Source organism: Litchfieldella rifensis (assembly GCF_042646605.1).
Classification (GTDB): domain Bacteria; phylum Pseudomonadota; class Gammaproteobacteria; order Pseudomonadales; family Halomonadaceae; genus Litchfieldella; species Litchfieldella rifensis.
Window position 1 is genome coordinate 19,299 of sequence record NZ_JBHRUG010000002.1, and the last position, 17,673, is coordinate 36,971.

The following is a 17,673-nucleotide window of genomic DNA, read 5'->3' on the forward strand; positions in this document are numbered from 1 at the left end:
GCGACATCTTTTCGTTGCGTCGGACCCCTACAGTATGAGCGATCATGGCGCCCCTGGCTCACTCGCCCCGGCATTGGGGCGGCTTACGAAAACAACACCGCCGCCCGGTTGGGCGGCGGTCTGCGTGGTGGGCCAGGACGGGTGGCCGTATGTCGAAAGCCTAGCGTAGCGACAGGGCGCCGCTGCCGGTGTCTTCGCCGACGGCATCGCGGTAGGCCGCCTGTTCTTCGGCCTCGACTTCGGGCGAGAAGCGCACCAGTAATGCACAGAGGGAGGCGATCACCACGGCGATGCCGAGGTAGAACAGGCCCTGCTGGTAGCTGAGCGACTCGGAGCGGAACAGGAAGCCAGCGGCCACGGCCCCGGCGTTGCCCCCCGCACCGACGATACCGGCCACCGCCCCCAGGGCTTTCTTGTTGACGAAGGGCACCACGCCGAAGGTGGCGCCTTCGGCCATCTGCACGAACAGGCTGAACACCAGCATGATGCCGATGGCCAGTGCCAGCACATGCATCTGGGAGAAGAACATCAGGGCGACGCCCTCGCAGAGCATGGCGATGAACAGCCAGCGGACACGGCCCTTGAGGCCGCCATTGCGGGCGAACAGGTCGGAGAAGACCCCGCCGAGAGTGCGGGCGAAGATGTTCATCAAGCCGAACAGACCGGCGATGATCCCGGCGGTGGCCAGTGTCAGGTCGAAGTTGTCGAAGAAGTAGATGGCGGCGATATTGTTGATGGTCAGCTCGACGCCGAAACAGGCAGCATAGACCACGAACAGCGCCCAGACACGGATATCCTTGGCGGCGGCGGCAAAGCTCTGGCCCATGCCGTGTTCACCGTCGGCCGGGGGCAGTTCGCCGCGTGCACGCAGCTCATCGAAATTGCCGTCGGGGGCATCCTGGGTAAAGAAGTAGTAGGCGATACCGGTGAGGAACAGCACCACACCGGGAACCACCATGGCCAGGCGCCAGCCGAAGGCCTCGTTGACGCCCAGCATCAGCAGGCCGGAGAAGATCAGCGGCATCAGGATCTGGGTGGTACCGCCGCCGAGGTTACCCCATCCGGCGGAGGTGGCGTTGGCCGTTCCGACCACGTTGGGGGCGAACATCACCGAGGTGTGGTACTGGGTGATCACGAAGGAGGCGCCGATGGCACCGATTGCCAGGCGAGCCAGGAAGAACGACTCGAAGCTGTCGGCGAAGCCGATGCACATCACTGGCAATGAGCCCAGGCACAGCAGCCAGGTGTAGGCCTTGCGCGGGCCGATCTTGTCACAGAGCACCCCGATTGCCAGGCGTACGATGACGGTGATGGCCACCGAGGCGATGATGGTATTGCCGATCTGCGTCTTGGTCAGGCCGAGGTCGTCCCGCACCACTGCCATCAGCGGCGCGATGCCGAACCAGCCGAAGAAACAGATATGGAAGGCGAACCAGGAGAAGTGGAAGGCGCGCATCTGCGGCGTCTTCAGGTTAAGCAGACGAATCCTGTTGGCTTTGTTACGAATTTCCATGGGAGCAGCCTCGTGGGGTATTGATCGAACTCACGAACTTTGGGCCTTCGCCGTTGAAGGTCGGGTTCGACGCACTCGTACTCCCTGGGAGCCTGGTCCACGTCTACCTACAGTCTGAAGGGATTGCTGCAATTATCTTGCCGGCCATGGATTGTCTGTTTTTAATCAATTCATTGCGTGTTTTTTGGTCTATGGAAATTGGAAGGGAATGACATATTCTGGTGCAGGATGCGCTATCGAGAGGCAGGATTGGGGCGTGGGGTTTGCGATCGCCACAGACGACAACGCCCCGACCGGAAAAAGACGGGGCGTTGTCGTGATAGAGACAGCCGTGACAGGACTTTTAGCTACCGTCACCACGCGGTTCACGGTTGCCGGTGCTGGCAACGACGGTACCGGTTTCACCGCTTTCGAGCGTCGCCAGCAGTCGCTCGGATTCACGCTGGAAGGTGACCAGGGCATCACCTTCGAGGCTCTGGTTTTCCGGCAGTTCGACGCGCATCGGGTCGACCTGATTGTTATTGACGATCACCTCGTAGTGCAGGTGAGGGCCGGTACTGCGGCCAGTGTTGCCGGACAAGGCGATGCGCTCGCCCATGCTCACTCGCTCACCACGATTGACCAGAGGTCGTGAGAGATGCAGATAGCGGGTCTGGTAGCCGTTGTCGTGACGCACCACCACGAAACGTCCAGCCAATGGGTGGTTACCGACTTTTTCCACTCGCCCTGCGGCGGGAGCAATGACCGGCGAGCCGGGAGGCATGGCGAAATCTGTGCCATAGTGGGGGCTGACTCGTCCTGTGATCGGATGTCTACGCTTGAGATTGAACGATGAACTCAGGCGGTAGCTGCCTTCGAAAGGGTAGCGATCGAAAGCCGGATCGAGGCTTTGGCCTTCAGGGGTATAGAAGCGATCGTCGGCACTGTTTCGGACCACGGTCAGGTCCATTCTGGCGCCTTCGTATTGCACGGCGAGGATGTGGGCATCGAGGTTTTGTCCATCGATGACATCGTATTCAACCAGTACGTGAAAACGATCGCCGCGACGGGTATCGCGGCGGAAGTCGAGTTTTTTCGAGAGCAGGCTGCTGAGCTGAGCCACCTCGGCGGCGGAGAGGCCGGTGGCTTCTGCCGATCGACCGAAGCTGCCATTGACGGTACCGGCAAACAGGCGCTGAGTCGGTTCACCGGACTTCTCGATGCTCGTCACCTCGAAATCCTGATCGTCACCACGTTCGATCAGATAGCCGTTGCGTGCATTCTTCATGATGCGCAGTGCCAGCAACTGATCATCCTCATTGAGCCGATAGTCGAAGCTGTGGCCGACACGCAACCGCGTCAGCACACTCTCGTCGGGAAGATTATCGAGAAGTTGCATGACTTCGCTATAGCCTAGACCCAGGTTGCGCTCGGCCATGACAGCGAAAGTATCGCCCGGCTGAACGGTATAGGTCTGCCATTCGGGGGTATAGGTCTGTTGGGCGACGATTTCCTCGTCGAGAAAGACATGCTCTTCATCGAACAGAAACAGCGGGTCGGCGGAGAAATCCTCATAGGAAGTGCCACCCTCTTCATCATGTGAAGTGTCGTCTTCCTGCGTTGATTCATCCGGCAACATCATGGCCAAGTGCAGTATGTTGTTATCGATACGCGGAGCTATGCCAGGTGCTGTAGTTTGTGCGTCGGTGGCAGGGGCCCGAGCGGTCGAGTCCACCGGACCCTGCGATTCCTCGTTCGCATTGGCGGACGAAACGAAATCGATGTCCAGAACTTCCGTGGCGGTCAACTCGGAGAGAGGGACGTGCTGGCGAGTGGGGTTCGGAGCATTCGACGCGAGTTGGACGGCCTCGGCTATGGGCGACTTGTCGGACGCCGTCGGCGTGTCGCTAGTTGAAGTGTCGAGATCGAGAGGGACGAGAACCGTGGGGGAGTCATCGACGCTGGCGTTTTCATCGAAAGCGCTGAAAATCTTTTGTGTGCCCAGCACGGTGACCATGGTGGCAACCGGTAACAGTAACAATTTGTGCGTGCGGGGCAGCGAATGAAGAATTCGCAACATAGTAAAGGCCATACGTGTCGGATGGATATAAAAAGGCACAAGAACCTTAACCCATGACGTATGGTCTGCCTAGTCTGTATGTAAATACAGTAATGGGCGGAAAGCCGCGCTGTCGCTGAGTTTCAGCGATAGCGCGGCCGGCTAGGCTGAGAAAAAGAGGGGCTTTTGGTGACTGTTTTTCGTTTTGCCCGTGGCTGATTTTTGAGCAAAAAAAGTATGGCTGATATCTAATCCGTCAGAGTGCCATCTCGATACTCGGCCAGTGTCTGTTCCAACTCGGCATGAGTGTTCATGACGAAGGGACCATAATGCGCAATGGGTTCGTGATGTGGTGTGCCGGCCAGTATCAAGGCCTGGGCACCCGCAGTACTGGAGAGCGGTACATCATCTCCGGCGCTCAACTTGGCGAGGTCACCCTGACCGACATTCTGGTCGGCGATGACCAACTCGCCGGCAAAGACATAGAGCAGCAGTGTCGGAGACTGGTTGGCCAAGCGTAGTGTGCCGCCAGCCTCGAGAGACACATGTGCCACGCCTCCCTGTCCGGCCAAGGCATCCAACGGCCCGTCGACCGTTGTGCCGTCGACGAGTTGCCAGTTGCCTCCCAGTGCCACCAAGTGGGCGTTGTCACCGCTCAGTGTGGGCATCTCACTGGCGCGTACGTCACGATAGGTGGCTGGGCTGAGCTTGTCCCGGGCGGCCAGGTTCAGCCATAGCTGAAAGGCATGCAATCCCTGGCTGTCGGTCAAGGGCATCTCCGAATGAATGATGCCACGTCCCGTGTGCATCCACTGGGCATCGCCGACGCCGATGGTGCTGGCGTGGCCCATATGGTCCTCATGGGTCAGGCCGCCATGCAGCACATAGGTCAGGGTCTGGATGCCACGGTGTGGGTGCGATGGAAAGCCACCGACGTAGTCGTCCGGTCGATTGGAGCCGAGTTCGTCGAGCATCAGGAAGGGATCGAGCCCTCCGCCGAAGTCGTGGATGCGCCGAATCTTGACGCCGTCGCCATCCTGGCTGGGCTGGCTCTTGAGCAGGCGCTCGACACGGCGCAGGGAGGAGGCAGGAGTTGGCATCTGAATACCCTCTTGGTGAAACATCTTCACTGGTATTTTAGGCCGTCTTTTTCGAAACTTAAGCGCATAATTTGGCTTCCCTGATTCGAGGAAATCGAAATGTCGCGTGTCACCTTGTCCCAATGGCAGATGCTGGCGGCCGTCATCGACCATGGCGGCTTCGCGCGCGCAGCCGAGGCGGTCCACAAGAGTCCCTCGACGCTGAACCATGCGGTTCACAAGATCGAGGAACAGTTGGGTGTCCGGGTTCTGGAGCCGGTCGGGCGACAGGTGCGTCTGACCGAGGCCGGGGAGATGTTGCTGCGCCGTGCGCGACAGTTGATCGAAAGTGCCGCCGCGCTGGAAGACGTGGCAGAACGCCTGGCCGAAGGGCTCGAGGCCGAGGTGGTGCTGGCGGTGGACCAGATCTTCCCCCCCGATGCCCTGGCCCATGCTCTGGAGACCTTCTCTGCCGCCTTTCCGCATGTGCGGGTGCAGTTGCATGAAACGGTGCTCAACGGTGGCGTCGAGATGCTCTACGACGGTCGCGCGGACCTGGTGGTGTCGGGCCTGGCGGCACAGGGCTTTCTCGGTGAACCCCTGGTGACCGTCAACTTCCTTGCCGTGGCCCATCCGGCGCATCCCCTCCAGCGTCTCGAGCGCGAGCTGGACTTGCGTGACCTGGAGCAACACCGGCAATTGGTGGTGCGCGACTCGGCGCTGCGTCAGTCGATGGATTCCGGTTGGCTCAAGGCCGAGCAGCGCTGGACGGTGAGCCACCTGAGCACGTCGGTGGGCATGCTCGAGCGCGGCCTGGGCTTTGCCTGGGTGCCGGAAACCCTGATTCGCGATGCCCTGGACGAGGGACGCCTGAAGCCCTTGCCGCTTTCTGCCGGCGGTATTCGGGAGGCGCCCATGCAACTCATCTTCCGTGATCGGGATCGTGCCGGACCGGCGACGCGTGCCATGGCCAACGCCCTGATGACGGCGGTGACGACCTGCTGTCCGAGGCGCGACGATTCGAATCTATCGAATGAAATTACGGAAAACATGCGCTTGAGCATCGATTGAATCGGTTTAGGCTATAGCCAAGAGTCTACAAACCGCTCAGGAGAGAATCATGGGCCTGTTGATCGATGGCAAATGGCACGACCAGTGGTACGACACCAAGAAGCATGGCGGCGAGTTCGTTCGCGAGTCCGCCAAACTGCGCGACTGGGTGACCGCCGACGGAGAGCCGGGACCGAATGGCCAGCCGGGCTTGCCCGCCGAAGCCGGTCGTTACCACCTCTATGTCTCCTTGGCCTGTCCCTGGGCGCATCGCACCCTGATCCTGCGCAAGCTCAAGGGGCTCGAAGCGCTGATCGGGATGTCCTATGTCAGCCCCTTGATGCTCGACCAGGGCTGGACCTACCACACGCAAGAGGGCTCCAGCGGCGATCCGGTCAATGGCGTCGCCTATCATCGCGAGCTCTATACGCTGACCGACCCGCACTATACGGGACGCGTCACGGTGCCGGCCCTGTGGGACAAGCGTACCGGGCGTATCGTCAACAACGAGTCCGCCGAGTTGCTGCGCATGTTCAACGGCGCCTTCGACGGCCTGACCGGCAACCGTCTGGATTTCTACCCCGAGGACCTGCGCAAGACCATCGACGCGATCAATGCCGATGTCTATGACCATATCAACAACGGGGTCTACAAGACCGGTTTTGCCACCGAACAGCAGGCCTACGACAAGCATGTCATGGCACTGTTCGAGGCGCTGGAGCGGATTGAGAGGCGTCTCGGCGAAAGCCGCTACCTGGCCGGCGAGTGGCTGACCGAGGCCGATATCCGGCTGTTCACCACCCTGGTGCGCTTCGATGCCGTCTATTTCGGCCACTTCAAGTGCAACCTCAAGCGCATCGAGGACTACCCCAACCTGTCCAACTACCTGCGTGAGCTCTACCAATGGCCGGGGGTGGCGGAGACGGTGAGCCTAGACCATATCCAGCGCCACTACTATTACAGCCACGACACCATCAATCCCACACGCATCGTGCCCAAGGGGCCGCTACTCGACTTCGATCGCCCCCATGATCGCGAGCGGCTGCGGGGGAAGGGGATTCGCGAGAAGTAGGGAAGCTGGAAGAGGGAAGAAGGAAGTCGGAAGAGAGAAGAAGTGATATGAGGGAAGAAGTGATATGAGGGAAGAAACAGGGAGTTGTTCTCGGGGATGGGACTATTCCGTGGGAGACGTATAAAGTCAGCGCCTACGGGGGACTGCCCTGCGCTTGTTTTGGCACTTGCGCCCCTGTAGCAGCCGCCCGGCGGCGATCCGGCCGCAGGCCGGCTTGGGCGGCCCCACCACCAAGTCCGGATCAGGCACCCAAGCCTTGTGGGAGCGGCTTCAGCCGCGATCCGGCCGCCAGGCCGGCTGAGCTGGTGGTGTCACCATCGCCGAATAGTCTTCCCCAGCGTGGCTACCGGCATGGACAATACCAAGCGCTGTAGCCGCTCCCGGCAAATCGCGACTGAAGTCGCTCCAACAAGAGCATTCGTGCTTGTATTCGAGCGAAGTGGCCCTTCAGTTCAAACATGCAAGCGCAGATTTTCTGCGCGAATAGCGCCGTCAGGCGCCCATACAGCTTTTGCTATCGCCCAGCAAGCTGGGCTCCCACGGCCATGCGCCCGTCGAATGCACATTATGCCGTAACCGGGATTATGCCGAATTCTGGAGATGATTCGATCCATGCATGCTTGGTATAAGAGTGATCGGCATAATCCTGACGTGATTGAGATGGTAAACTTCGGGACGGCAACGTTGGGCGGAGCGAGGAAGTTCGCTGCGTTTGCATCAACGTCGACTATGCGGACTTCGACCAAGCTAAGTTTAGCCAGCTCAGCGGGCCTCACCGAACCGTCCATCCGCCATCGGTGACAAGGTTGTGTCCTGTGATCAGCGAGGCCGCCGGTGACGCGAGGAACACGATTGCACCGGCGATCTCGACGGGCTGTCCGAGGCGTTTTAATGCGGCGATGCGTTCGATCGTGTCCTTCCTGAGTCGAGATCGGAGAGTGCGTCGCGCGTGCCCGGTGTTTCGATGAAGGTCGGACACACGGCATTGACATGAATCCCGTATTTTCCCCATTCGACGGCAAGGCTTCGCGTCATGTGGCTGACTGCGGCCTTGGCAAGGCAATAGACAGACTCGCCGGGGAGTGCCACCAACCCCGCTTGCGAACTGACATTGATAATGTTCCCGCCCCGTCCCGCCTCTATCAGATGGCGGGCGACCCTCTGGCTGAGAAAGAAGGCCGACTTCACATTTCGTTCGATGACGCTGTCGAAGTCATCGGGTCGGGCGTTAATTGCCATGTCCGCGATGCCGCCGCCGGCGTTATTCACGAGGATGTCGATGGGGCCTGCCTCGGTGGACGCCCGGTCGATCGCCGCGAAACTGTTCTCAAGATCGGTGACATCCATGGGCCCGATGCCGCGTGCCGCTCCGGTGACAAGTGCAGTTCGGCCCTTCAGATCGAAACTAGGAAGCGCATCAGTCATGTCGGTTCTCCATAGGCTTTGATGTAGTCCACGTCGAACCAGGCGTCGCTGGCGTTCTCACGCGAGCGGCCGTCCGGAAGATCGTAGAAGTTAAGCATCAGTTGCATGGGATAGTCCGGCGACTGCCGCGTCCTCGTTACCAGCTTGCCATCGACGAAGAACTCCACGCCGGCGGGCGTCCAGTCCATCGCGTAGATGTGCCAGTCCTGCACGTTGATCCGCAACTCGCCTTTATCCAACTCATCGCTGAGTGCGGGATCATTGATCTTCTTGATCCCGCGTCCGATCTGCGCCACGGAGCCTGAGCAGTCATGTCCGAACGCCTCGAAGACCGTGATCTCGCCTGAATGATGCTGTTCATTCCCGAAGCCGATGAGCCAGAGGGCGGCGAGATTCCAGGGATTCAGTCTTGCACGGGCCTTCATCTCGAGCCGACAGTACCGAGGCAGGAACAGGCGTTGTTCCGGAAGCTCGCTCCGGACGATGAGCCCATCCCGAAATCGGTGCTGGCCGGTCCGGCTGCCTAATGGCCCTGCATAGTGGCCGGTCTGAAGGTTGGACACCTTCACATCACCATCGAACTCCGGGCACCACGGCTCCTGGTCGTCGGCGATAAAGAGCCGCACCCTGCTGTCGGCTATCCGAAAACGAGCCATCCCGGCTTCAGGCGAGCTCCAATGCGGCAGATAGAAGGGAAACCACTTGCCTTGGTCCAAGCAGGGACCATCGAAATCGTCCACGAAGATGAGGCTCCGTCCCGATTGAACGGTGTAATCTCTGCGTCTTTCGCTCATGACACTTCTCCATTCGTTCCCGCGATGCTTCGTCATATGCGGCATATATATGCACCGTGCACATATATTGAGATTGCATTGTATGCGCAACGCATATAAATTGCCAACATGAAACCCGAACGACTTCAGAACCTGGTGGGGGCATTGGCCCTGAGGCTTTCCGACGAAATTGCCGAAGGCGCAGAGAGTCTTGCGCCGCGTGACGAGCCGGCGGCAGCGATTGCCCTGATCGGAAGGTCGCCCGGGTGGACGATTCGATATCTCAGTGAAGATCTCGGCCTCTCGCACGCCGCAACAGTTCGGCTGGTGGATCGCCTTGTCGGCGACGGCCTGATGATGCGCGCAAAATCAACAAAGGACGCGCGTGCGGTAGAACTTTCGCTAACTCCGGCCGGACAAGAGATCTATCAACGCATCCTAGATGCACGACACGAGCGTCTTGCCGTCGCCTTGTCTTGCCTGTCCGATGCCGAGAAGGACGCGTTGGGCGCCATCGCCGACAAGTTGCTCGCAGCGGTCGCCAAAGGCGGTGCCTGCAGAAGCAGAATCTGCAGATTCTGCGACGTCCAAAGTTGCAAGACATGTCCGATCGATGAGGCTTTGGCGACCGCCGCGACAGCGACAGCCCTCTGTTCCCGTCGATCCGGGGCGAGCGACTGAGACGTGATGCACTGCAATATCTGGTGCGGAAGCATCGCCTCACGACATCGCGAACTTGCCCGAGCCTTGCATGCAAACACGTCGCCCCTCACACGCTACGCCACAGTACCGCGATGGAGTTGCTGCATCACGGTGTTAATCAATCGGTGATCGCGCTCTGGTTGGGGCATGAATCCAGGAGGAAAAAGCACTCTCTCAGGTCACCAGCCCGGAAACGCATCCGGGCCGATATCGTCCAAGCGACGAACTACTCGCCTTCCTGGAGTCGCTCTGATTATGCCGAACTGCCGCATGGCCGAAACCAGGCGCACAAGTTGCCAAACTCGGCCATGCGGCATAATCCCGGTTACGGCATAATGCCTAGCCTCATGGTGCTTCAGGCATTCCTGGCCAGCCAGCGATCAAGCGCATTGGCGAACTCCCGCCGGTCGCCATCGCTATAGCCCTTGGGACCGCCGGTGTGTTCGCCGCTGGCGCGCAGCGTTTCCATGAAGTCGCGCATCTGGACGCGGGCGCGGATGTTGCTGCGGTCGAGCGATTCGCCACGGGTGGTCATCACCTGGGCGCCCTTGTCGATGGCTTCCATGGCCAGGGGCAGGTCCGAGGTGATCAGCAGGTCGCCCTCTTCCAGCCGTGCTACGATTTCGTGGTCGGCGGCGTCGAAACCATGGCTGACGGCCAGCGGCTTGACCCACCGCGAAGCCGGCAGCGGCACCTGATGGTTGGCGACGAACCAGGTCGGCGTGCCGGTGCGCTCGGCGGCGCGCACGATGATGTCTCGTGCCACGCGTGGGCAGGCATCGGCATCGACCCACAGGCTAGGCATGCATGATCTCCCGGGAAAAAGGCTGGTAAGGCTGAAGGGGCGATGATAGCATGCGCACTCCTCGCATGTGCTGACCCCACCATCGTAACGGATCGCCCTCATCAATTGCCGTCGAGTCGACGGTTCGAGGACGACGCTTTGCAGGACGCCTGGCGATTCGCCATCAGTGTCCGGATATGTAGATGGAGCGCCCGAGTGCAGACGTTCATCGCAACGTGCACGGCGCAAACGGTCGCCACAGCGGTTCGCCGAGCGTCAGCGAGACAGGCTATGCCTGATCGATGGCGCGGTTGACGCTGGCAGTATCTGCCAGTCTCGAAGACGCGAACCGGATGCCAGGTGCGACCGGCGTCCCAGACTCCGCTGACGGTTCCGCTCCTCTGGAGCGGGCTCGAACATGACCGTACCGAATTTCGCGTGTTTCGGGTCAGGGACGCCACCAAACTCTGTTGCCGGTAATGACCGGCCTACCAAGGTGTGATTGATGACCTCGACTTCTGTCGCCTCGCCGAGCTTCGGCGAACTGGCACTGCTGCCTGCCGTGCTGTCTGCCCTCGAAACCCTGGGCTACGAAACCCCCTCGCCGATTCAGGCGCAGACCATTCCGGCGTTGCTGGAAGGCCGCGACATGCTGGGCCAGGCCCAGACCGGCACCGGCAAGACCGCCGCCTTCGCCTTGCCGATCCTCTCGCGCCTCGAGCTCGGGCGTCGCGAACCGCAGGTGCTGGTGTTGGCGCCGACCCGTGAACTGGCGCAGCAGGTCGCCGTGTCGTTCACCAAGTACGGCCAGAACCTCAAGGGCCTGGAAGTCGCTACCCTGTGCGGTGGCCAGGAATATCGCGAGCAACTGGGAGCCCTCAAGCGTGGCGCCCAGGTCGTGGTCGGCACCCCCGGCCGCGTGATCGATCACCTCGACCGGGGGAGCCTCAAGCTCGAGGGGCTTTCCGCGCTGGTGCTCGACGAAGCCGACGAAATGCTGCGCATGGGCTTCATCGACGACGTCAAGCGGGTGGTCGCCGATACGCCGACCGACGCCCAGCGGGTATTCTTCTCCGCCACCCTGCCGGCGGAAATCGAGCGCATCGTCAATCGCTACCTGGTCGACCCGGTCAAGGTCATGATCGAATCCAGCGTGGGGACCGCCGAGAGTATCGAGCAGCGCCTGGTGCGCGTCGAAGGCGGCGCCAAGCTGGAGGCCCTGTCGCGCATTCTCGAGGTCGAGCCGGTCGACGGTGCGATCGTCTTCGTGCGCACCCGGGCCGCCTGCACCACCCTGGTCGAACAGCTCACGGCACGTGGCGTCAATGCCGCTGGCCTGTCCGGCGATCTCGACCAGAGCCTGCGCGAGCGCACCATCACGCGTCTCAAGCGCGGTAAGGTCGATGTGTTGATCGCCACCGACGTGGCCGCTCGCGGCCTCGACGTGCCGCGCATCACCCACGTCATCAACTATGACCTGCCGCAGGACAGCGAGGCCTATACGCACCGCATCGGCCGTACCGGCCGTGCCGGGCGTACTGGTATCGCAATCACCTTCGCCGGCTTCCGCGAGACCCGCAAGGTACGCTGGATGGAGCAGGCCACCGGCCAGCACATGAGCGAGATGCCGCTGCCCGACGAGAAGGCGATTCGTGCCCATCGCGACGACGTGTTCCGTGAGCGGGTGGTCGGCGCCCTGACCGCCGGTCCCGACGAGCAGCGCAGCCTGGTCGAGCGACTGGTCGCCGAAGGCCACGATCCTGTCGAACTGGCCTGTGCCTTTGCCGCCATCGCGCGCGCCGACGAGGCGCCGATCGGCCGCCTGCCGTCGCCGCGCGCCGAACGCAACGAGCGTGCGCCTCGTGACAGCAAGCCGCGGCGTCGTGACAGCGGTCCCAGCGAGGGCATGACGCGCTATCGCGTCGCCGTCGGCCACAAGGATGGCGTCAAGCCGGGCCAACTGGTCGGCGCGCTGGCCAACGAAGGCGGGATCGAAGGCAATCGTATCGGTCGGATCGATATCCGCAATGCCTTCTCGGTGGTCGAACTGCCCAGTTCGCTGCCGGCCTCCATCCTGGCCAAGATGGCGCGCGCCCGGGTCGCCGGTCGGCCGCTGGAGATCAGCGAAGACCACGGTGCCCCGGAACGTGCACCGCGCCGTCGCAATGACGACGATGCACCTATCCGCCGTCGCGAACGCGCCTGATCGCATCCCTACCGCCTTTCGGGCGGAAGCGGGGTCGTAACGACACAGGCCGGGGACGTTCCCCGGCCTGTGTTTTTTTATGGGTGCCTGATACTCGAACGATCGAGAAGGGCCAAGGAGATCGGCATGTGGCAGCGGTTGTCGTGGCGGGTGCGTGGCTATCTGATCACCGGCGCCGGCGTGTTGCTGTTGTCGCCGGATGCGCTGTTCGTCAAGGACACCCAGGTGGAGGTCGCCACCTTCGTGTTCTGGCGGGCGCTCATGCTGCTGGCGGTGCTGTCGCTGGTCGCCTGGTGGCGTTACGGCAAGCGGTTGCCGTCCGCGGTGCGTGCCTGTGGCCAGGCCGCCTGGTGGTGCCCGCTGGCCTTCGCCTGCAGCGCTTGGGGGTTCGTCGCCGCCACGCGGCTGACGGCCGCCGGCAATGTGCTGGTGATCCAGAACCTGGCGCCGTTGATCGCCGGGCTGCTCGGTTTGGTCGTCTATCGCCAGCGGCTGCGCCTGCAGACCTGGGGCGTGATCGTACTGTGCGTGCTGGGGGCAAGCCTGATGGCCGCCGGCGAGGTGAGCCAGGGGCATCCCCTGGGGTTGCTGGTGGCGCTGGCGGTCCCGCTGTCGATCGCCGTCAATACTACCGTGGCCAGTGCCCAGCGCGGGGTGGATACCACCGTGATATTGCCGCTGGGCTGCCTGGTGATGCTGTTGCCGGCCATCGCCATGGGTGGGATGACATTGCCACCGGCAGACGACCTGCTGCGCTTGATGCTGCTGGCGCTGGTCTTTCTGCCCGGCGCCTACCTGTTGATCCAGACTGGCCCACGCTACCTCCCGGGTGCCGAGGTCAGCCTGGTGATGTTGCTCGAGACTTTCGTCGGCACCTTGCTGGTGTGGTGGTGGCTGGGGGAGATCCCGCCACCGCTGGCCTTCGTTGGCGGTGGCGTGATCGTCATTGCCCTACTGGGTAGCGGTGGTCTGGACCTTTATCGCCAGCGGCGCAAAGTGGCGGCCGGCGCGCCGGATCCGCAGGCAGCGCTTGCCCCCGACCTTGCGTCCGAGTACGGCGACGAGGCGGGGAAACCTCTCGGTCGCCTGGAACTCTAGCCGGGGTACGATCCCACGGCGAAGCGGTATCAGACGTTCTGCCGCCAGGCGGCACCCTCGGGATACTGGTGACGGGTCAGGGAGTCGGCGCGCATGGTGATGCTGTAACCAGGAGCGCTCGGCACCTGATAGCGCCCATGCCGGATCACGACCGGATCGACGAAGTGCTCGTGCAGGTGATCGACGTATTCCAGTACCCGGCCCTCGAGTGAGCCGGACACGGCGATGTAGTCGAACAGCGAGACGTGCTGCACGTATTCGCACAGGCCGACACCGCCGGCGTGGGGGCAGACCGGCACTCCGTACTTGGCTGCCAGCAGCACCACCAGGATCACTTCGTTGAGCCCACCCAGTCGGGCGGCATCGACCTGGCAGTAGTCCAGGGCCCCGGCCTGCAGGAATTGCTTGAACATTACCCGGTTGTGGCAATGCTCGCCGCTGGCGACGCCGATGGGGGCCAGGCGGCGGCGAATCTCGGCATGGCCGAGGATATCGTCCGGACTGGTGGGTTCTTCGATCCATAACGGGGCGAACTCGGCCAGCCGGCGCATGTTGACGATCGCTTCATCGACATCCCACACCTGGTTGGCGTCCATCATCAGTGGGCGCTCCCAGCCGATTTCCTCGCGCAGGATGCGGGCGCGGCGACAGTCCTCGTCGAGATCGCCCCCGACCTTCTGCTTGAAGTGGGTCCAGCCTTCGGCCAGGGCCTCGCGTGCCAGGTGCCGCAGCTTGTCGTCCGAATAACCCAGCCAGCCAGCCGAGGTGGTATAGGCGGGGTAGCCCTGTTGGCGCATCTCGTGTTCGCGTTCGGCCTTGCCGCTTGCCTGGCGCCGTAGCAGGGCCAGGGCTTCTTCCGGGGTCAGGGCATCGCTGACGAAACGGAAATCCAGGCAGCGCACCAAGGCTTCCGGCGACATGTCGACCAGCAGTTTCCACACCGGCTTGCCCTCGTGCTTGGCCCACAGGTCCCAGACGGCATTGACGATGGCCGCGGTAGCCAGGTGGATGACGCCCTTGTCGGGGCCCAGCCAGCGCAGTTGGCTGTCGCCACCGGTGATATGACGCCAGAAGCCACCCATGTTTTCGGTGAGGGCCGCCAGTGGGCGGCCCTCGACCCTGGACGCCAGCGACTTGACCGCGGCGACGCAGATCTCGTTGCCGCGACCGATGGTGAAGGTCAGGCCGTGGCCCTCGAGCTCGGAATCGGTGTGCAGGATCACGTAGGTGGCGGAGTAGTCGGGGGCGGCGTTCATGGCATCCGAGCCGTCCAGCGAGCGGGAAGTGGGGAAGCGGATGTCCTTCACTTCGAGGCGCGTGATGGTGGTCATGGTGCATGATCTCCTTGCGGGTGACGACGGCGGCCGTCAGCCTCGGCGGGTCAGATGGGCATAGAGCTGACGGATGCCGAAGGTCCAGGGCGGCAGGCGGTCCGAGCGGTCGACGCGATTGATCAGAGCGCCCAGGGTCGGCGTGGCGATGGTGACCGTATCGCCCAGGTGGTGCGTAAACCCCTGACCCTGGGCATCGCGATCCTGGATGGGCGAGAACATGGTGCCGAGGAACAGCATGAAACCGTCGGGATACTGGTGGTGAGCTCCGATGGTCTGGCCGATCAGGTCGAGCGGGTCGCGGCTGATCTCGCGCATGTCGCTGGTGCCTTCCAGCACGAAACCGTCATCGGCTCCGTCGATACGCAGCGATACCTGGGCATCGCGTACCGTCTCTAGGGTAAAGCGGTCATCGAACAAGCGGATGAAGGGGCCGATGGCGCAGGAGGCGTTGTTGTCCTTGGCCTTGCCCAGCAGCAGCGCACTGCGCCCTTCGATATCACGCAGGTTGACATCGTTGCCGAGCGTGGCGCCCCGCGCTTGCCCGCGCGAGTCCACCGCCAGCACGATCTCCGGTTCGGGATTGTTCCATTGCGATGCCGGGTGCAGGCCGACCGAGGCGCCGAAGCCGACCGCCGACAGCGGTTGGGCCTTGGTGAAAACCTCGGCATCGGGACCAAGCCCCACCTCCATGTATTGCGACCAGGCACCGCGCTCCTGCAGGGCCCGCTTGAGCACCATGGCGTCGGTGGAGCCAGGAGCGATACGCGACAAGTCCTGGCCGATCACCTCGTTCAATTCGGCCCTCAGCTCACCGGCACGGCCCGGGTCGCCACCGGCCTGCTCCTCGATGACCCGCTCCAGCAAGCTGACCGCGAAGGTCACCCCACAAGCCTTGATGGCCTGCACGTCGCAGGGTGCCAGCAGGCAGGGCGCTGGCGTCGACTCGGCCAGGGAATTGTCGAAAAGGGTCTCGACCGCCCCCAGTGACACACCGCTAACCTGGGTGACGAAGTCGCTGACGTCGTCTCGTTCGAGCAGGTCGGCCATGGTGGCGCAATGCGCGGAGATATCCACTACCTCGCCCTGGCGGATGACCACCAGGGCCGGTCCCTCTTGGGGAGCGGGGCGCCAGACACGCCCGACCAACAGGGAAGATTCCACATCGTCGGGCAGCAGCTCGGTGTGACGGGGTGCGGTCATTGAAGCCTCCGAGAGAAGACGGACGGTGACGCTGGCGAGTACCTGCGAATCGCCTATGCTTGTCGTGATGTATGATAGGTATGCTGTCGACACTATGGCCATTGTCATGGTGACTCGTCAACGCGATGCGCATACGACAGAAGCGGAAAATGTTGTTCCTCTCCGGCGACGACGGTGCCTTGACGTGGTTGTGACCGCCTCCCGCCATTCGGCCAAAGAATGAGGCGTCGTCGGTTGCAGAGGATAAGGGGAGGGTCTAGTTTTCCTTATGATGGTATGACACGTATACAGTAAAGCCATCGATACCGGTGATTTCAAAGCTGTCATCGCACCGTTTTCAGGCAAGGAGAACAACAAGATGGGTAACAAGAGCAATCGCCAATGGAACCGTTGGGTATCGACGACGCTGCTATTGGCAGGAGTGAGCGTTGCCGGTATGGCCAACGGCGCCGAAACTCTCAACTTCGCACACGTCTATGAAACCTCGGAGCCTTATCATGAATGGGCGTTATGGGCGGCCGACGAAATCGAAAAGCGTACCGACGGTCGCTACCAGATCAAGGTCCATCCGGCATCCTCGCTGGGCAAGGAGGCCGATATCAACGAGGGGCTGAGTCTGGGCACCGTGGATCTGATCTATACCGGCAACCAGTTCGCCGGGCGTTCCTATGGGCCCATCGGGATCGCCGGCGCTCCATACATGTTCCGGGATTTCGATCATTGGCGGGCCTATGCCGACAGCGAGCTGTTCCAGGAAATCGCTCAGGGTTACGAGGACGCCACGGGCAATGTGCCGTTGGCCATGAACTACTATGGCAAGCGTCATACCACTTCCAACAAGCCGATCAATAAGCCCGAGGACATGCAAGGCCTGAAGATACGTGTGCCCAATGCGCCCATGTACATGATGTTCCCCGAAGCCGTCGGCGCCAATCCGACACCCATCGCCTTCGCCGAAGTCTATCTGGCGCTGCAGCAGGGCGTGGTGGATGCCCAGGAAAACCCGTTGCCGACCATCAAGGCCAAGGCCTTCTATGAAGTGCAGGACTACATCAACCTGACCGGGCACATCACCGACTCCCTGATCACCATTGCCGGGGGGCCGCTGTGGAACCGTCTCTCGGAAGAGGACCGCGAGATCTTCCGTGACGTTTACATGGAAGCTGGCGAGCGTATTACCGAAGACATTCTGAAGCAGGAGGAAGAACTCGTCTCCTGGTTCGAGGAACAGGGCACGACGGTGAACGAAGTGGAAACCGAACCGTTCCGGGAGGCAGTGGTGCCACGCCACAACGGAGAGGCCGCTACTTGGGACCAGGAAACCTACGACCAACTGCAGGCGCTCGGCCAGTAGTCCCGCTCCCTTTTGCAACGTTCACCACACCTCGTCATCGTCGTG

Annotated in this window: 16 protein-coding genes; 7 read left to right on the forward strand and 9 right to left on the reverse strand. The window is 61.9% G+C overall.

Annotated elements, in window-relative coordinates:
- Window positions 1-160: 160 nt before the first annotated feature.
- The 3 genes from ACFOEV_RS00770 to ACFOEV_RS00780 all read right to left on the reverse strand — a co-directional run bounded on the left by ACFOEV_RS00770 (window position 161) and on the right by ACFOEV_RS00780 (window position 4,651).
- Window positions 161-1,513 carry an MFS transporter gene (locus ACFOEV_RS00770; protein WP_386770605.1) on the reverse strand — a complete coding sequence of 451 codons (1,353 nt, stop codon included), beginning with the start codon at window positions 1,511-1,513 and terminating at the stop codon, window positions 161-163.
- 343 nt (window positions 1,514-1,856) lie between these two features.
- A complete protein-coding gene (locus ACFOEV_RS00775) occupies window positions 1,857-3,572 on the reverse strand; it encodes a peptidoglycan DD-metalloendopeptidase family protein (RefSeq protein WP_386770607.1) in 1,716 nt (571 codons plus the stop codon).
- A gap of 227 nt (window positions 3,573-3,799) precedes the next feature.
- A complete protein-coding gene (locus ACFOEV_RS00780; RefSeq protein ID WP_386770609.1) occupies window positions 3,800-4,651 on the reverse strand; it encodes a pirin family protein in 852 nt (283 codons plus the stop codon).
- Window positions 4,652-4,750: 99 nt separating this feature from the next.
- Here ACFOEV_RS00780 and ACFOEV_RS00785 point away from each other — a divergent pair, with 99 nt between their 5' ends.
- Window positions 4,751-5,701 carry a LysR family transcriptional regulator gene (locus ACFOEV_RS00785; protein ID WP_386770610.1) on the forward strand — a complete coding sequence of 317 codons (951 nt, stop codon included), beginning with the start codon at window positions 4,751-4,753 and terminating at the stop codon, window positions 5,699-5,701.
- Between the two features lie 49 nt (window positions 5,702-5,750).
- Window positions 5,751-6,752, forward strand: a complete 1,002-nt coding sequence (locus ACFOEV_RS00790; RefSeq protein ID WP_386770612.1) for a glutathione S-transferase family protein — start codon at window positions 5,751-5,753, stop codon at window positions 6,750-6,752.
- A gap of 772 nt (window positions 6,753-7,524) precedes the next feature.
- Here the strand turns inward: ACFOEV_RS00790 and ACFOEV_RS00795 are convergent.
- From ACFOEV_RS00795 to ACFOEV_RS00805, 3 genes are read right to left on the reverse strand one after another with little or no spacing between them, the layout of a single operon-like run.
- Window positions 7,525-7,731 (reverse strand): SDR family oxidoreductase, encoded by a 207-nt coding sequence (locus tag ACFOEV_RS00795; protein WP_386770614.1) that lies wholly within the window; start codon window positions 7,729-7,731, stop codon window positions 7,525-7,527.
- Entirely contained in the window at window positions 7,641-8,177 is a 537-nt protein-coding gene (locus tag ACFOEV_RS00800) for an SDR family NAD(P)-dependent oxidoreductase (protein ID WP_386770616.1), read from the reverse strand. Before ACFOEV_RS00800 ends, ACFOEV_RS00795 begins: the two co-directional genes overlap by 91 nt.
- Complete coding sequence (locus ACFOEV_RS00805) at window positions 8,174-8,971, reverse strand: glycoside hydrolase family 16 protein (RefSeq protein WP_386770618.1); 798 nt, start codon at window positions 8,969-8,971, stop codon at window positions 8,174-8,176. Before ACFOEV_RS00805 ends, ACFOEV_RS00800 begins: the two co-directional genes overlap by 4 nt.
- A 108-nt stretch (window positions 8,972-9,079) precedes the next feature.
- Between ACFOEV_RS00805 and ACFOEV_RS00810 the strand changes: the two genes are divergently transcribed.
- Together ACFOEV_RS00810 and ACFOEV_RS00815 are read left to right on the forward strand one after the other, a co-directional pair.
- Window positions 9,080-9,631: a MarR family winged helix-turn-helix transcriptional regulator gene (locus ACFOEV_RS00810; RefSeq protein WP_386770620.1), complete on the forward strand. Its 552-nt coding sequence runs from the start codon at window positions 9,080-9,082 to the stop codon at window positions 9,629-9,631.
- 11 nt (window positions 9,632-9,642) lie between these two features.
- A complete protein-coding gene (locus tag ACFOEV_RS00815; RefSeq protein ID WP_386771213.1) occupies window positions 9,643-10,074 on the forward strand; it encodes a tyrosine-type recombinase/integrase in 432 nt (143 codons plus the stop codon).
- Here the strand turns inward: ACFOEV_RS00815 and ACFOEV_RS00820 are convergent.
- Window positions 10,008-10,457: a YaiI/YqxD family protein gene (locus ACFOEV_RS00820; RefSeq protein WP_386770622.1), complete on the reverse strand. Its 450-nt coding sequence runs from the start codon at window positions 10,455-10,457 to the stop codon at window positions 10,008-10,010. The two genes, ACFOEV_RS00815 and ACFOEV_RS00820, sit on opposite strands and share 67 nt — an antisense overlap.
- A 484-nt stretch (window positions 10,458-10,941) precedes the next feature.
- Here ACFOEV_RS00820 and ACFOEV_RS00825 point away from each other — a divergent pair, with 484 nt between their 5' ends.
- Both ACFOEV_RS00825 and ACFOEV_RS00830 read left to right on the forward strand, forming a co-directional pair.
- Window positions 10,942-12,642, forward strand: coding sequence for a DEAD/DEAH box helicase (locus ACFOEV_RS00825; protein ID WP_386770624.1), 1,701 nt, complete (start codon window positions 10,942-10,944; stop codon window positions 12,640-12,642).
- A 126-nt stretch (window positions 12,643-12,768) separates the two neighbouring features.
- Window positions 12,769-13,740 (forward strand): DMT family transporter, encoded by a 972-nt coding sequence (locus tag ACFOEV_RS00830; protein WP_386770626.1) that lies wholly within the window; start codon window positions 12,769-12,771, stop codon window positions 13,738-13,740.
- Between the two features lie 29 nt (window positions 13,741-13,769).
- Here ACFOEV_RS00830 and ACFOEV_RS00835 read toward each other — a convergent pair whose 3' ends face one another.
- Window positions 13,770-15,071 carry an L-fuconate dehydratase gene (locus ACFOEV_RS00835; RefSeq protein ID WP_386770628.1) on the reverse strand — a complete coding sequence of 434 codons (1,302 nt, stop codon included), beginning with the start codon at window positions 15,069-15,071 and terminating at the stop codon, window positions 13,770-13,772.
- Between the two features lie 36 nt (window positions 15,072-15,107).
- A complete protein-coding gene (locus ACFOEV_RS00840; protein WP_386770630.1) occupies window positions 15,108-16,274 on the reverse strand; it encodes a fumarylacetoacetate hydrolase family protein in 1,167 nt (388 codons plus the stop codon).
- A gap of 358 nt (window positions 16,275-16,632) precedes the next feature.
- Here ACFOEV_RS00840 and ACFOEV_RS00845 point away from each other — a divergent pair, with 358 nt between their 5' ends.
- Window positions 16,633-17,628, forward strand: coding sequence for a sialic acid TRAP transporter substrate-binding protein SiaP (locus ACFOEV_RS00845; RefSeq protein WP_386770632.1), 996 nt, complete (start codon window positions 16,633-16,635; stop codon window positions 17,626-17,628).
- Window positions 17,629-17,673 lie beyond the last annotated feature (45 nt).

What these genes read in the sequence shown, in the direction of transcription:
- ACFOEV_RS00770 (WP_386770605.1), bottom strand. Translation starts at nt 1,513, where the DNA reads ATGGAAATTCGTAACAAAGCCAACAGGATTCGTCTGCTTAACCTGAAG.
- ACFOEV_RS00775 (WP_386770607.1), bottom strand. Translation starts at nt 3,572, where the DNA reads ATGTTGCGAATTCTTCATTCGCTGCCCCGCACGCACAAATTGTTACTG.
- ACFOEV_RS00780 (WP_386770609.1), bottom strand. Translation starts at nt 4,651, where the DNA reads ATGCCAACTCCTGCCTCCTCCCTGCGCCGTGTCGAGCGCCTGCTCAAG.
- ACFOEV_RS00785 (WP_386770610.1), top strand. Translation starts at nt 4,751, where the DNA reads ATGTCGCGTGTCACCTTGTCCCAATGGCAGATGCTGGCGGCCGTCATC.
- ACFOEV_RS00790 (WP_386770612.1), top strand. Translation starts at nt 5,751, where the DNA reads ATGGGCCTGTTGATCGATGGCAAATGGCACGACCAGTGGTACGACACC.
- ACFOEV_RS00800 (WP_386770616.1), bottom strand. Translation starts at nt 8,177, where the DNA reads ATGACTGATGCGCTTCCTAGTTTCGATCTGAAGGGCCGAACTGCACTT.
- ACFOEV_RS00805 (WP_386770618.1), bottom strand. Translation starts at nt 8,971, where the DNA reads ATGAGCGAAAGACGCAGAGATTACACCGTTCAATCGGGACGGAGCCTC.
- ACFOEV_RS00810 (WP_386770620.1), top strand. Translation starts at nt 9,080, where the DNA reads ATGAAACCCGAACGACTTCAGAACCTGGTGGGGGCATTGGCCCTGAGG.
- ACFOEV_RS00820 (WP_386770622.1), bottom strand. Translation starts at nt 10,457, where the DNA reads ATGCCTAGCCTGTGGGTCGATGCCGATGCCTGCCCACGCGTGGCACGA.
- ACFOEV_RS00825 (WP_386770624.1), top strand. Translation starts at nt 10,942, where the DNA reads ATGACCTCGACTTCTGTCGCCTCGCCGAGCTTCGGCGAACTGGCACTG.
- ACFOEV_RS00830 (WP_386770626.1), top strand. Translation starts at nt 12,769, where the DNA reads ATGTGGCAGCGGTTGTCGTGGCGGGTGCGTGGCTATCTGATCACCGGC.
- ACFOEV_RS00835 (WP_386770628.1), bottom strand. Translation starts at nt 15,071, where the DNA reads ATGACCACCATCACGCGCCTCGAAGTGAAGGACATCCGCTTCCCCACT.
- ACFOEV_RS00840 (WP_386770630.1), bottom strand. Translation starts at nt 16,274, where the DNA reads ATGACCGCACCCCGTCACACCGAGCTGCTGCCCGACGATGTGGAATCT.
- ACFOEV_RS00845 (WP_386770632.1), top strand. Translation starts at nt 16,633, where the DNA reads ATGGGTAACAAGAGCAATCGCCAATGGAACCGTTGGGTATCGACGACG.